11 protein-coding genes are annotated in these 14000 nt (G+C 72.1%); 4 read left to right on the top strand and 7 right to left on the bottom strand.

Annotated features, from left to right (window positions below; all coding sequences use genetic code 11):
* The 3 genes from ACWEN3_RS25940 to ACWEN3_RS25930 all read right to left on the bottom strand — a co-directional run.
* The coding region (locus ACWEN3_RS25940; protein WP_452975491.1) for an EAL domain-containing protein at positions 1 to 651 on the bottom strand (651 nt) is incomplete at its 3' end.
* A 132-nt stretch (positions 652 to 783) separates the two neighbouring features.
* Complete coding sequence (locus ACWEN3_RS25935; protein ID WP_452975488.1) at positions 784 to 1974, bottom strand: lipid-transfer protein; 1191 nt, start codon at positions 1972 to 1974, stop codon at positions 784 to 786.
* Entirely contained in the window at positions 1971 to 2417 is a 447-nt protein-coding gene (locus ACWEN3_RS25930) for a Zn-ribbon domain-containing OB-fold protein (protein ID WP_452975485.1), read from the bottom strand. The genes ACWEN3_RS25935 and ACWEN3_RS25930 overlap by 4 nt, the downstream gene beginning before the upstream one ends.
* A gap of 224 nt (positions 2418 to 2641) precedes the next feature.
* On the opposite strand from ACWEN3_RS25930, the gene ACWEN3_RS25925 reads away from it, so the two are divergent.
* Positions 2642 to 3178: an NUDIX domain-containing protein gene (locus ACWEN3_RS25925; RefSeq protein ID WP_452975482.1), complete on the top strand. Its 537-nt coding sequence runs from the start codon at positions 2642 to 2644 to the stop codon at positions 3176 to 3178.
* A 10-nt stretch (positions 3179 to 3188) separates the two neighbouring features.
* On the opposite strand, the gene ACWEN3_RS25920 is transcribed toward ACWEN3_RS25925, so the two are convergent.
* Positions 3189 to 5549, bottom strand: coding sequence for a glycoside hydrolase family 31 protein (locus ACWEN3_RS25920; protein WP_452975479.1), 2361 nt, complete (start codon positions 5547 to 5549; stop codon positions 3189 to 3191).
* Positions 5550 to 5763: 214 nt separating this feature from the next.
* Between ACWEN3_RS25920 and ACWEN3_RS25915 the strand changes: the two genes are divergently transcribed.
* A complete protein-coding gene (locus tag ACWEN3_RS25915; RefSeq protein WP_452975476.1) occupies positions 5764 to 7731 on the top strand; it encodes an acetoacetate--CoA ligase in 1968 nt (655 codons plus the stop codon).
* Positions 7732 to 7742: 11 nt separating this feature from the next.
* Here the strand turns inward: ACWEN3_RS25915 and ACWEN3_RS25910 are convergent, their stop codons facing one another.
* Entirely contained in the window at positions 7743 to 9071 is a 1329-nt protein-coding gene (locus ACWEN3_RS25910; protein WP_452975473.1) for an aminotransferase class I/II-fold pyridoxal phosphate-dependent enzyme, read from the bottom strand.
* Between the two features lie 102 nt (positions 9072 to 9173).
* Between ACWEN3_RS25910 and ACWEN3_RS25905 the strand changes: the two genes are divergently transcribed.
* Both ACWEN3_RS25905 and ACWEN3_RS25900 read left to right on the top strand, forming a co-directional pair.
* Positions 9174 to 10379 carry an MFS transporter gene (locus ACWEN3_RS25905; RefSeq protein ID WP_452975470.1) on the top strand — a complete coding sequence of 402 codons (1206 nt, stop codon included), beginning with the start codon at positions 9174 to 9176 and terminating at the stop codon, positions 10377 to 10379.
* Between the two features lie 22 nt (positions 10380 to 10401).
* Entirely contained in the window at positions 10402 to 11301 is a 900-nt protein-coding gene (locus ACWEN3_RS25900) for a hypothetical protein (RefSeq protein ID WP_452975467.1), read from the top strand.
* A 93-nt stretch (positions 11302 to 11394) separates the two neighbouring features.
* On the opposite strand, the gene ptsP is transcribed toward ACWEN3_RS25900, so the two are convergent.
* Positions 11395 to 13065 carry a phosphoenolpyruvate--protein phosphotransferase gene (gene ptsP, locus ACWEN3_RS25895; protein WP_452975465.1) on the bottom strand — a complete coding sequence of 557 codons (1671 nt, stop codon included), beginning with the start codon at positions 13063 to 13065 and terminating at the stop codon, positions 11395 to 11397.
* 78 nt (positions 13066 to 13143) lie between these two features.
* The gene (locus ACWEN3_RS25890; RefSeq protein ID WP_452975463.1) at positions 13144 to 13593 is read right to left on the bottom strand and encodes a PTS sugar transporter subunit IIA; all 450 of its coding nucleotides are present in this window, start codon (positions 13591 to 13593) and stop codon (positions 13144 to 13146) included.
* Between the last annotated feature and the right edge of the window lie 407 nt (positions 13594 to 14000).

The raw sequence follows: 14000 nt of genomic DNA, 5'->3' as shown, positions 1-14000 counted from the left end.
GTCCGCCGCGGGGATCCTGGCCGGCGGCGCGAACAGCTCGCCCTGCGCAAGCTGGGCGCCGGCCGACATCGCGGCCCCGTACTGCAGTTCCGTCTCGACCCCCTCCACGGCGACCAGGGCGCCCAGCCCCTCGCACAGCGTCCGCATCGCCCGCACCGCGGCCGGCCGTGCCAGCAGCGAGGCGTCGAGCTTGACCAGGTCGGGGGAGAGGTCGGTGAGCAATCTGAGGGGTACGTCGCCCTCCCCGACGCCGTCCGCGCTGATCCGGAACCCCTGCTCGCGCAGTGAGGACACGGCTTCCAGCAGGGCCCGCTGCGGTACGTGCGTGAAGGGCGGCACGATGTCGAGCGTCACCTCCCAGGGCATGCGCCCGGCCCCCCGCACGGCGTCGTGCAGCGGGGTGAGGCCGCCGAGGTCGGCGAGCGTGGCCGCGAACACGTTCAGATGCAGCGGCAGCAGCGTCTCCTTGTGCGTGGCCGCACGGAGGGCCAGCACCGTCAGCCTGCCGTCCAGTTCGGGGTCACGGCGGGCCTCGGCGAGGATGTCGCCGGTCTCGGGGCGTGCGAGTGTCTCCAGTGCGGCGACCGCGCCAGTCCTCAGGTTGACCACCGGCTGGAAGGCGAAGCGGAGAGTATCCGTCCAGGAGGGCACGGGAGCATGATGGCGCTGCCCGCGTACGCCCAGGCGCAGTTCATAAGACGTTCACGCAGGATTCCGGGGTGGTCACACAGCGTGGACAACAGCAGGGACCCTTCCATACGTACCTCTCTCTTCGGGCTTCTCTCACCGCACCGCGACCACCGAGGACCCATGCCCGAAAAGGCCCTGGTTGGCGGAGATCCCCACGCGGGCGCCGGTGACCTGACGGTCGCCCGCCGCGCCTCTCAGCTGCCAGGTCAGCTCGCAGACCTGGGCGATGGCCTGGGCCGGCACGGCCTCGCCGAAGGAGGCCAGGCCGCCACTGGTGTTGACGGGCGTCCGGCCGCCCGGCGCCGTCGCACCCTCCCTCAGGAGCTTCGCCCCCTCGCCCTCGCCGCACAGGCCCAGGTCCTCGTACCACTGCAGCTCCAGCGCGGTGGACAGGTCGTACACCTCGGCCAGGGACAGGTCCTCGGGGCCGACGCCGGCCTCCTCGTAGGCGGTGCGGGCGATCGACGCGCGGAACGTCTCGTCGGGAGGCGGCACCGCGACCGCCGAGTCCGTGGCGATGTCCGGCAGGTCGAGCACCGTGTTCGGGAAGCGCGGGGTCACCGTCGACACCGCCCGGACGCGCACCGGCCGCGCCGCGCCGTGCCGCCGTGCGAACTCCATGCTGGAGAGCACCAGGGCGGCGCCGCCGTCGGAGGTGGCGCAGATGTCGAGCAGGCGCAGCGGATCGGCGACCACCGCGGAACCGGCGACCTCCTCCGCGGTGACCCGTCTGCGGTAGCGGGCGTACGGATTCAGCGCTCCCATGGCGGAGTTCTTCACCTTGACCAGCGCGAAGTCGTCCGGAGTGTCGCCGTGCACCGCCATCCGCCGGCGCGCGTAGAGCCCGAAGTACGCCGGGTTCGTCGCCCCCAGCAGGTGGAAGCGCAACCAGTCCGGATCGTCGCGGCGGTCCCCGCCCGCGGGCCGGAAGAAGCCCTTGGGCGCCGCGTCCGCCCCGACCACGAGCACGACGTCGGCGAGACCGGCGAGGATCTGTGCCCGCGCCGTGGCGATCGCCTGCGCCCCGGAGGCGCAGGCCGCGTACACACTGGTCACCCGGGCGCCCTGCCAGCCGAGGGCCTTGGCGAACGCGGCCCCCGCCACGTACCCCGGATATCCGCCCCGCACCGTGTCCGCGCCCACGATGGATCCGATGTCCCACCAGCCGAGACCGGCGTCCGCGAGCGCCGCGCGGGCCGCCGCCGTCCCGTACTCCACGAAGCCGCGACCCCATTTGCCCCAGGGGTGCATCCCCGCCCCCAGCACCGCCACATCCGTCGTCATGCCGTCACCCCCGTCGGCCGCCAGTGCCAGACCGTCCAGGTCGTCTCCGCGTCCTCATGCAGGACGCCGGGGACGGCCTCCACCTCCGTGCCCACCGCCAGATCGGCGACGGTGACCCCGGGAGCCGCCTGGCCCAGCACCACGATCCGCTCGGACGGCAGCTCCACCGCGATCAACGTGTACGGCTCCCACGGGAGTTCCCGATTGCTCACATAGGGTGACGGAGGACGGTATCTGCTGTCGGTGTACGACCAGATTCGCCCCTTTCGAGACAGGGGGACCTCTTCCAAGGTGCCGCCCGCGCAGTGCGGATTGCGGCAGTGGACGTCCTCGCGCGGGAAGAAGACCGAGGCGCAGGACGAGCAGCGGGTGCCGAGAAGCCGGAAGTCGTCCCCCTCGCCGGTGAACCAGCCGGCGACCGCGGGAGTCCGTGTGTGCGGCAAAGCCCCTCCATGTGACGTGATCTGACGAGGCGTCAGGAGTGTGCCACAGGCGCCCGGAAAAGGGCAGACCGCGCCCGCGAACCGAACGGCCGCGACCGGCGTCGTGGCACAGGAGGGGTGGCCGGGGCCGGTGGGGGTGGTTTCGTCCCTTTCTCGCGATCCGCCGTTTCCCTGGCGTATCACTTCCGGAAGACGTCGTTCCCGTGATCGGATACAGTCCGCGCGTGTCCGAAAATCATCAACCGACTGCCAACTCCGCGCCCGGCTCACACTGTTCGAGCTGTGGGGCGCCCTATGGAGCGGGCGTTTCCGGCTGGCCGCGCACCTGCCCGTCCTGCGGGACCACCGCCTACCGCAACCCGCTGCCGGTCGCGATCGCGCTCCAGCCCGTGTACGACACCAAGGGCACGGCCCTGGTCGTCATCACCCGGACCGTCGCCCCCGAGCGCGGAGGCACGGCCCTGCCCGGTGGCTACATCGACGACCGGGAGGACTGGAAACAGGCCGTCGTACGGGAACTCAAGGAGGAGACCGGCATCGACGCGGCCGCCCGCGACGTGCGGCTCATCGACGCCATGAGCTCGCCCGACGGCCACCTGCTGCTCTTCGGACTCCTCCCGGAACGCCCGGCCGAGGGACTGCCGCCCTCCGGCCCCAGCGACGAGACCGAGGGCTGGCACCTGCTGCGCAGGCCCGAGGAACTCGCCTTCCCCTTGCACACCGTGGTCGTACGGGCCTGGTTCGAGGGCCGGTACGTCTGACCCGCTCGGCTCAGCCGAGCCCCCGCACGCGCACCGGGCAGGGCGGCTCGCTCGCGCCGTCCTCCCGCTCCCGGGTGACCACCACCCGCCCGCCCTGCCGGCGGGCGACGTACCGTTCGATCTCCGGTTCGTCCCACCCGTCGCCCGCGTCCGGCACGACCAGCCCGCCGCCCGTACGGCCGCGCACGGGCGCCCACACCTCCAGCTCCGGCCCGCCGTCGGCACCGCGCACCGGCACGACCGCTCCCGCGCGCGCCAGCACCGGTATCCGCGACAGCGGCGCGTCCACCAGCACCTGCCCCGGCCCCTCGTACGCCTGCTCCGTCACCGTGTCGTACCAGCGGCCCCGGGGCAGCTGCACCGCACGCCGGTCGGCACCGGGGTCCAGGACCGGAGCCACCAGCAGACCGTCGCCCAGCAGAAACGTGTCCTCGCAGTCGCGCAGCGCCCGGTCCTCCGGCGACCCCCACCACAGCGGCCGGACGTAGGGCGCGCCGGTGCGCCGGGCCAGATGAGCCAGGGTCACGAAGTACGGCAGCAGCCGCCGGCGTTCGCGCAGCGCCGAGCGCGCGTGCTCCAGCACCTGAGGGCCGAACTCCCAGGGTTCCCTGCGTCCCGCCCGCAGACTCGCGTGCGTGCGGAACAGCGGCAGATAGGCGCCGAGCTGGAACCATCTGAGATACAGCTCCGGCGACGGACTGCCGTCGAAGCCGCCCACGTCCGGCCCCGAGTACGGCACCCCGCACAGGCCCAGCCCCAGCACCAGCGACAGCGACGCTCGCAACCCGGGCCAGCCCGTCGCCACGTCCCCCGACCAGGTGCCGCCGTACCGCTGCATCCCCGCCCAGCCGGAGCGCGTGAACAGGAAGGGCCGCTCCCGGGGCGCCAGCTCGCGCAGTCCCTCGTAGCCCGCCCGCGCCATGCACAGCGCGTACACGTTGTGCGCTTCCCGGTGGTCGCCGCCACGCCCCTCCAGGGCGTGCCGGGTGGAACGCGGCAGCGTCGGCTCACCGAAGGCGTTGAACGACGTCGGCTCGTTCATGTCGTGCCAGAACCCGGCGAAGCCCTGCCCGAGGCGCTCCTCGTAGAGCCCGCCCCACCACTCGCGCACGCGCGCGTGGGTGAAGTCCGGGTAGACCGACTCGCCCGCCCATACCTCACCGCGCACCTCCCGTCCCGAGGGGTCGCGCACGAACGCGTCCACGGCCGAACCGCTGTCGTACACGGCGTTGCCCGGCGCCGCCCGCACGGCCGGATCGACGATCGACACCAGCCGGACACCGTCCCGCCGCAGCTCCTCGGCGAGCACCGGCAGCTTCGGGAAGCGCTCCTGGTCGACGGTGAAGACCTGATGGTCGTCGTAGTGGTCGATGTCCAGGTGGACCGCGTCCAGGGGCAGATCGCGCTCCTGGTAGCCGGCGACGATCCGGCGGACCTCCTGCTCGCTGCCGAAGCCCCAGCGCGCGTGATGGTGGCCGAGCGCCCACGCGGGCGGCAGCGCGGGCGCCCCGGTCAGGGAGGCCCACGTGTGCAGCACGCGCGCGGGAGTGCCCACCATCACCCAGCAGCGCAGCGGACCGCCGTCCATCCGCACCTCGCAGCGTCCCGCCCGGTCGTGTCCGGAGCCCGCGCCCTCCTCACCCTCCCGAAGGATCACCGTGCCGTCCCACGTGGTGTCGTGGAACACCAGATGCGTGCCGGCGTCGGCCACCACCACCTGCACCGGCATGGTCAGATACAGCGGATCGTCGCCGGGCCCGAACGCACGACCGGGATCGGTGTTCCACAGCCGGTAGGCGCCGTCCCGCAGCCGGGGACCGGACGACCGGCCGCCCAGGCCGAAGAACCGGGCGTCCGCCGCCACCTCCGTGCGCTGCATCCACCGTGCGGTGCCCCCGTCGACGGGCTCCCACCAGCGCGGCGGCAGGTCCCGCCGCAGGGTCACACCGCCCGGGGTGCACACCTGCACCGCGCCGTGCCGTGAGACGACGACCGTCACCCGCTCGGCGACCACCCGCCAGCCACCGTCCTTGTCCGGCTCCAGCACCGCCCGCGGATCCGGCTCCGGACACCCCCCCGCCAGCGCGTACGACGGCTGTGGACCCGCCCCGTCCCAGCCCCAGAACACCGCCCCGTTCACCGCCACGGTGATCCGCAGCTCCGACCGGCTGAACCGGATCACACCGCCTCCGGGCCCCGGCGCCACGCCCTCCACCTGCCCGGGGACCCGCGCCCGCTCCGCCCCCCGCCGTGGCAGCGCGGCGGCGTCGATCCGCTTCCTGCGCCACGCGGCCCGTACGGTACGCAACCCCCGAGCCGCCCTCCCCGAACCGACCACACTCACCGAACGCACCAGGTCACGACCGTCCATGCCGCTCACCCTGCCACTGAGCACCCCACGCGCGCGTGTCGTTCAGCTGCCGTTCACCCGCGCCGGGAGCACATCTTCACGACACGGACCATGTGAGGCGCACCCTGGTGCGGAAGTCGATCACATGGCATCGTCCCTGTCAGCCGCGTCACGCGCACACCCCAGCCCGTGCGCGGACCGACGCACACGACGCGCACAGTCCGGGAGCCGCCCCATGTCGACCGCGAACCCCCAGCCGCTCTGGCAGCCCGATCCCGAGCGGATCGCCGAGGCACGCATCACCAAGTTCCAGGCATGGGCCGCCGAACACCACGGGGCGCCGGCCGACGGAGGCTATCCGGCGCTGCACCGCTGGTCCGTCGACCAGCTGGACACCTTCTGGAAAGCCGTCACCGAGTGGTTCGACGTACGGTTCTCGACGCCCTACGCGCGCGTGCTCGGCGACCGCGCCATGCCCAGCGCCCAGTGGTTCCCCGGAGCCACCCTCAACTACGCCGAACACGCCCTGCGCGCCGCGGCCGACCGCGCGGACGAACCCGCCCTCCTCCATGTGGACGAGACCCACGAACCGCGCCCGGTGACCTGGTCCGAGCTGCGCCGCCAGGTCGGCTCGCTCGCCGCCGAGCTCCGCGCCCTCGGCGTACGCCCCGGCGACCGTGTCAGCGGCTACCTGCCCAACGTCCCGCAGGCCGTCGTCGCCCTCCTGGCCTCCGCCGCCGTCGGCGCCGTCTGGACCTCCTGCGCCCCCGACTTCGGCGCCCGCAGCGTCCTCGACCGCTTCCAGCAGGTGGAACCGGTCGTCCTGTTCACCGTCGACGGCTACCGCTACGGCGGCAAGGAACACGACCGCCGCGAGATCGTCGCCGAACTGCGCCGCGAGCTGCCCACCCTGCGCGCCGTCGTCCACATCCCGCTCCTCGGCACCGAGGCGCCCGAGGGCGCCCTGGAGTGGTCGGTCCTGACGGCCGGGGACACGGAACCCGTCTTCGAGCAGGTGCCCTTCGACCACCCCCTGTGGGTGCTGTACTCCTCCGGCACGACCGGCCTGCCCAAGGCCATCGTCCAGTCCCAGGGCGGCATCCTGGTCGAACACCTGAAGCAGCTGGGCCTGCATTGCGACCTCGGCCCCGAGGACCGTTTCTTCTGGTACACCTCGACCGGCTGGATGATGTGGAACTTCCTCGTCTCCGGCCTGCTCACCGGAACGACGATCGTCCTGTACGACGGCAGCCCCGGCTACCCGGACACGGGCGCCCAGTGGCGGATCGCCGAACGCACCGGAGCCACCTTCTACGGCACCTCGGCCGCCTACGTCATGGCCTGCCGCAAGGCCGGCGTCCACCCGGCCCGCGACTACGACCTCTCCACGGTGCGGTGCGTCGCCACCACCGGCTCCCCGCTCCCGCCCGACGGTTTCCGCTGGCTGCACGACGAGGTCCGCGACGACCTGTGGATCGCCTCCGTCAGCGGTGGCACCGACGTCTGCTCCTGCTTCGCGGGAGCCGTGCCGACCCTCCCGGTGTACACCGGCGAGCTCCAGGCCCCCAGCCTCGGCACCGACCTCCAGTCCTGGGACCCCAGCGGAAAGCCCCTCATCGACGAGGTCGGCGAACTGGTCGTCACCAACCCCATGCCGTCCATGCCGATCCACTTCTGGAACGACCCCGACGGCACCCGATACCACGACAGCTACTTCGACACCTACCCCGGCGTCTGGCGCCACGGCGACTGGATCACCCTCACCTCACGCGGCACCGTGATCATCCACGGCCGTTCCGACTCCACCCTCAACCGGCAGGGCGTGCGCATGGGCTCGGCCGACATCTACGAGGTCGTCGAGCGCCTGCCCGAGATCAAGGAGTCGCTGGTCATCGGCATCGAACAGCCCGACGGCGGCTACTGGATGCCGCTGTTCGTGCACCTCGTACCCGGCGCCGCCCTGGACGAGGCCCTGCTGAACCGGATCAAGCAGGCCATCCGCGAACAGCTCTCGCCCCGCCACATCCCCGACGAGATCATCGAGGTGCCCGGCGTCCCGCACACGCTCACCGGCAAGCGCATCGAGGTCCCCGTCAAGCGCCTCCTGCAGGGCACGCCCATGGAGAAGGCCGTCAACCCCGGCTCCATCGACGACCTCGCCCTGCTCGCCTTCTACGAGGAGCTGGCCCGCAAGCGCGGCTGACCGCCGGCGCCTCACCCTCCGTAGGTGGCCTCGGACTCGCCGAGCACGGCGGCGAAGTCCGAGGCCAGCCGCACCGCCTCGGCCGGCTCCAGGTCAGCGGTGGTGATGCGCACCCCGGGCCCGCTCGCCAGACGGAACCTCGCGCCGGCAGCCACCCACCAGCCGTACGACCGCAGGCCGTTCACCACCGCCGACTCGTCCCGGACCGGCACCCACAGATTCATCCCGCTCGCCGCGTGCGAGACGACGCCCCGCGCCGCCAGTTCCCCGGCCAGGGCCGTGCGGCGCCGCGCGTACGCCTCACGCGCGCGTGCCACCAACGCGCGCGTGCCCGCGTCCACCAGCAGACCGTGGACGCTCTCCTGCAGCAGATGACTGACCCAGCCCGAGGTCAGCAACAGCCGTCCGTCGTGCCGCGCGGACGTGACCGGATCACACGCCGCGGCCGCCCAGCGCAGGTCGGCGCCCAGGAACTTGCTCACGGTGCGCACATGCACCCAGCGCGCGAGTCCTGCGGCGGACACGCTGTGCAGCGGGGCGCCGGCCACCTCCGAGGCGTGGTCGTTCTCCACCACGAGCACCTCGGACGCCTCGCGCAGCACCTCGGCGACCGCGTCCCGACGGGCCACGGAGAAACGACCGCCGTACGGATTCTGCGCCCGAGGACTGAACACCACCGCGCGCACACCCGCCCGCAGTGCCTGGCGCAGCGCGTCCGGCCGCACTCCCTCCTCGTCCACGGCGACGGGGACGATCCGCAGCCCCGAGGCCGTCACCAGATCCAGCAGATGGTGATAGCCCGGATCCTCCATCGCCACGCCGTCCCCGGGTCGCAGCTCCACCTGGAGCACCCGGCCGATCAGGTCCAGCGCGCCGTGCGCGAACGTCACGTGCTCCACCGGTACGTCGTCCCGGCCGAGCCAGTCGCGCACGGCGTCCTCGAGCCCGGCGAGCCGGGGAGTGGAACGGTGCGAGCGTGTGCCGGGGGAGAGGCCCGAAGGCGGCACCACCGACGGCAGCAGCGCGGCATCGGGATGTCCCCCGGCCAGGTCCCGCAGCCCTTCCGGAACCCTGGGCGGACGCCGTGACGCCACCGTGGGGGTCGGCGCCACCACCGTGCCGCCCCGGCCGCGCGTGACGACGATGCCCCGCCGGCGGAGCTCCTTGTAGGCCGTGGCGACCGTGCCCGGACTCATCCCCAGCTCGTCCGCGAGCCGCCGCACCGGCGGCAGTGGGGCCCCCGGAGCCAACGTCCCTTCGGCCACGCCTCGTTCGACGGATGCCGCAATCTCCTTGGCCGTCGTACCACCGATCCCATATTGTATTGCCACGTTGATCATTATGTATCAATACATAACTCGACACAAGGGGGACCAGTGGACGCGAAGCCCCGCGCCACCATCCGGCCGCCACGCGTACCCGGAGGCCGCGACGGGCGAAGAATGCTCGCCATCACCTTCGTCGACCGCATCGGCAGCGGCCTGTGGGCATCCGTCTCCGTCCTCTACTTCACCTACGTCTCAGGCCTCTCCATCGCCCAGGTCGGCACCCTCGCCGCGGTCTCCGGCACCGTCGGCATCGCGGGCGCACCCCTGGGCGGCCGCGTCGCCGACCGATTCCCCCTCACCAGAGTCCTGATCGCGCTCCAACTCCTCCGCGCTGTCGCCTCCTTCGCCCTGCTCACCACCGACCGGTACGTGCTGCTCCTCGCCTTCTCCGCCGTAGGCAGCCTGGGCGACCGCGCCTCCAGCGTCCTCACCAAGCTCTACGCCACCCGCATCGCCGGACCCGACCGCGTCCGCTACCAGGCGGTGGACCGGGCCGCTTCCAACGCCGGCTGGGCCCTCGGCGGACTCGCCGCCGCGGCCGCCCTCGCCCTCGGCACCACCACCGCCTACCGCTGGCTCCTCGCCGGCGACGCCCTCTCCTTCGTGACCGTCGCGCTCCTGACGCTGACCTGCGCGGAGCCCCCCGGGCACACCCGCATCGCCGCGTCCTCCGCCACAGAGCCACCCGCGCACTTACCGACCAGCCCCTGGCGCGACCGCACCTACCTCGCCTACGTCGCCACCGAGACCGTGCTCTCCCTCGACGACACGGTCTTCAAGGTCGGCCTGCCCCTCTGGATCGCACACAGCCCCGGCGTACCGCACGGCCTCGCACCCCTGCTGCTCGTGCTCAACAACGTCATGGTCGTGGCTCTCCAGGTCCCCCTCGCCCGCTTCGGCACCACCACCGCGGCAGCCCGCAGACTCCTCGTCCCGCTCTCCGCGGCCTTCGCCCTCGGCGGGATCACCATGGCCCTGTCCGCCACCGGCGGCACACCGGCCATCTGCCTGCTCACCGCGTCGGCCGCCGCCTTCACCCTCGCCGAGATGCTGCACGCGACCGTCTCCTGGGAACTGTCCGTGGCCCTCGCGCCCGGCAGCGTCCTGGGCGCCTACCTCGGGGTCCACGGGCTCGCCCAGGCCGCCCAGCGCGGCATCGGCCCACTCGCCGTCACCGCCGCCATCGCCACCGGGCCGCTCGGCTGGACCGTCTTCGGCGCCACCATCGCCGCGACCTGCGGAATCCAGCACCGGCTGATCCGGGACAGGCTCCGGCGGACCCCGTTGTCAGTGCCGCCGGTTACGGTGAGTGAGCAATGATCGACTGCGCATTGGGGGAATCATGGCGCACACCGACCACGGGACCCGGACCATGCGACGCGTCCTGCGCCGCGAGATCGCCGGCACCATCGGCCTGCTCACCGACGAACACGACTTCCGCGCCATGCGGCGCTACCGCAGCTTCACCTTCGACGACCACACGACCTACCTGAAGCAGGTCGAGGAGCTGCTCAGGATCCGCTCCGCCCAGGGCGGCCACACCACACTCGCCCTGTTCGACCCCGAGGAGTACGCGGAATTCTGCGCCGGCACGGGACTCGACCCCGACCTCCCCACAAGCCGGACCCGGTTCACCGCCGAACTCGCCGCCACCGGCCCCACCATCCCGTACGACGGCCGACCGCTCGCCACCCTCGTACCCGCCCTCGTGGACGAAGCCGTACGCCAGGCCACCTGGGAGTACGCCACCACACTCCTGACCCGCCTCGGCCCGTGCCCGACCTGCGGCGAGGACATCGGCCGAGCCGCCTTCAGCCGCGCCTCCGACCTGCTGGTCCGCATCCTCGACACCGCACCGCCTGGCGACCGGCATCTCGTCTGCACAGTCTCCGGACCACCGGAGACACTCGTCTCCGTCCTGCACGGCGAGCAGGACCCCCAAGGCGACACCCGTCTCGACGAGGCCGAGGCCCTGGAATTCACCGGCGTTCTCGCACTGGGCCTCGCGACCCGCAGCCCCGGCGGACTCGTCCTGCGCACGAGCGCCCCCGGTACGGCGGACCGCGTCCACGGCTGGCGGCTGCGCGGCGGCCACCTCGAACCGCTCACCGCCTCCGAGGTCTTCGACGCCTACTGCACCGACGTCGAAACCGGCGACCTCATCCCGCCCGAACCCGGCGTCGACTACTGCGAACCCCCCGACCTCGGAGAGGACGGCACCGCACGAGGACACCACCACTGACCGCACGCCCGGAACACGCCGGACGCGCCAGGGGCGCCCCACCCGAAGGCGGGACGCCCCTGACCACCCGGCACACCGCAGGCGCCGGCCCGACTACTCGCCGGACAGCACCGCCTGAGCCGCGCCGCGCGCCTCCTCGGCGCTGTCCGTCGCGCGCGCGGCGGACGCGGCCCGCTCGCACTGCGCCAGCGTGTACTTCGCCAGCGTCGCCCGGACATAAGGAATCGACGCGGCACCCATCGACAGAGAGGTGACACCCAGACCGGTCAGCACACAGGCCAGCAGCGGGTCCGACGCGGCCTCACCGCACACACCGCAGCTCTTGCCCTCGGCCCTGGCCGCCTCGGCGGACAGCGCGACCAGGTCGAGCAGCGCCGGCTGCCACGGGTCCTGGAGCCGGGACACCGCACCGACCTGCCGGTCCGCCGCGAACGTGTACTGCGCGAGGTCATTGGTCCCCAGCGAAAGGAACTCGACCTCCTGAAGGATCGAACGCGCCCGCAGCGCGGCCGACGGGATCTCGACCATGGCCCCGAACTTCGCGTGCAAGCCCGCCTCACGGCACGCGTCCGCGAACGCCTTCGCGTCCGCGCGGTCCGCCACCATGGGCGCCATCACCTCGAGGTAGACCGGCAGCCCCTCGGCGGCCTTCGCCATCGCGGTCAGCTGCGTACGCAGGACCTCGGGGTGGTCGAGCAGCGTCCGCAGACCACGCACGCCCAGCGCCGGGTTCGGCTCGTCGGCCGGAGTCAGGAAGTCCAGCGGCTTGTCCGCACCCGCGTCCAGCACACGCACGACCACACGGCCCTCGGGGAACGCCTCCAGCACCTGCCGGTAGGCCTCCACCTGCTTCTCCTCGGAAGGAGCGTTCTTGCTGTCGTCCAGGAACAGGAACTCGGTACGGAACAGACCGACGCCCTCGGCCCCGGCCTCCACGGCCGCCGGCACGTCGGCCGGCCCGCCGACATTGGCCAGCAGCGGCACCCTGTGCCCGTCCGCGGTCGCACCCGGCCCGGTCGAGGCGGCCAGCGCGGCCTTGCGCTCGGCGGCCGCGGCCTCCAGCTCCGTCTTCTTCTCCTCGTCAGGGTTCACGAAGATGTCGCCGGTGCTGCCGTCCACGGCGATCACCGTCCCCTCGGCCAGCTCGCACGCGCCCGGCAACGCGACGACGGCCGGCACGCCCAGGGCACGAGCGAGGATCGCGCTGTGACTGGTCGGACCGCCCTCCTCGGTCACGAAACCGAGCACCAGAGACGGGTCCAGCAGAGCCGTGTCGGCGGGAGCGAGATCCCGCGCCACGAGTACATAGGGCCGGTCGCTGTCCGGGACGCCCGGCATCGGAACGCCGAGCAGCCGGGCGACGATACGATTCCGCACGTCATCGAGGTCGGCCACCCGGCCGGCCAGGTACTCACCGGCACCGGCCAGCAGCTCCCGGTACGCCGCGAACGCGTCGTACACGGCACGCTCGGCCGTGCTGCCGACGGCGATCCGACGCTCCACGTCCGCCATCAGCTCGGGGTCCTGGGCCATCATGGCCTGCGCCTCGAGCACCGCCTGGGCCTCACCCCCCGCCAGGTTGCCGCGCGCCATCAAGTCGGCGGCCACGGCGTCCACGGCCTGCCGGGCGCGTCCCTGCTCCCGTCCCGCGTCCTCCGGGGGGATCTGCTTGGCCGGCGGCTCCAGCATCGCCGTACCCATGTGCCGAACCTCGCCGATCGCCACGCCATGGCTCACGCCGACGCCTCGCAGCGTTGTGTCCATCTCACCCGTCTCCGATAGTGCGGCGGGTCCCGCCGCCGCAGTGGTTGTCCTGTACGCCGTCTCGCGACGGCACTGCTGTCAGCTCCAGGAGAAGAGGCTGTCGCCGGCCTTCACGTCACCGCTGTCACGGAGGTCGGAGAGGGACTCGGCCGTGGCTTCGAGCGCCACGACGGGGCACACCGGGGACTTGCCGGCGGCCTCGACGGCGGAGGGGTTCCAGCGCACGATGCTCTGGCCACGGGTCACGGTGTCGCCCTTGCTGACGAGCAGCTCGAAGCCCTCGCCGTTGAGCTGCACCGTGTCGATGCCGAGATGGGTGAGCACGCCGTGTCCACTCTCGTCCACCACGACGAAGGCGTGCGGGTGCAGCGAGACGATGACACCGTCCACGGGTGCCACGGCCTCGGAGGGCTCGCGCACAGGGTCGATCGCGGTGCCGGGGCCGACCATGGCCCCGGAGAAGACCGGATCCGGCACTTCGGCCAGTCCGATGGCACGTCCGGCGAGAGGGGACGTCACGGTGGTCATGGGAAGCCTCCCAGGAGTGGAGCTGCTCACGGGCCGTCACTGGCTGTCCCGGACGGCGCTCTGAGCAGCAGGGTATGTCATGTGAAGTGGCGGTTCCGTATAGAAGCTACCAGTAAGTGGTCTAGACCACCAACCCCGCGGATTTGCACCCGCTTCAAGGCCGCGTGTACAGTCGTACTCCTGCCTGGGGCTGAGCGGCGCGAGAGCGTCATCGCCCGGCAGAACCCAAACTCGTCAGATCCTAACTCTGGATCTCCTTCTGCATGCCTGCAGGGGGGTGGTCAGAGAGACGGAAAAACCCTGGTAGAGTTTGAAACACCGAAGGGAAGCCCGGAGGAAAGCCCGAGAGGGTGAGTACAAAGGAAGCGACCGTTCCTTGAGAACTCAACAGCGTGCCAAAAATCAAC

Source organism: Streptomyces sp. NPDC004561 (genome assembly GCF_053602155.1).
Note: the sequence above shows the minus strand (reverse complement) of the source record. Positions and strands in the feature narration are given on the sequence as shown.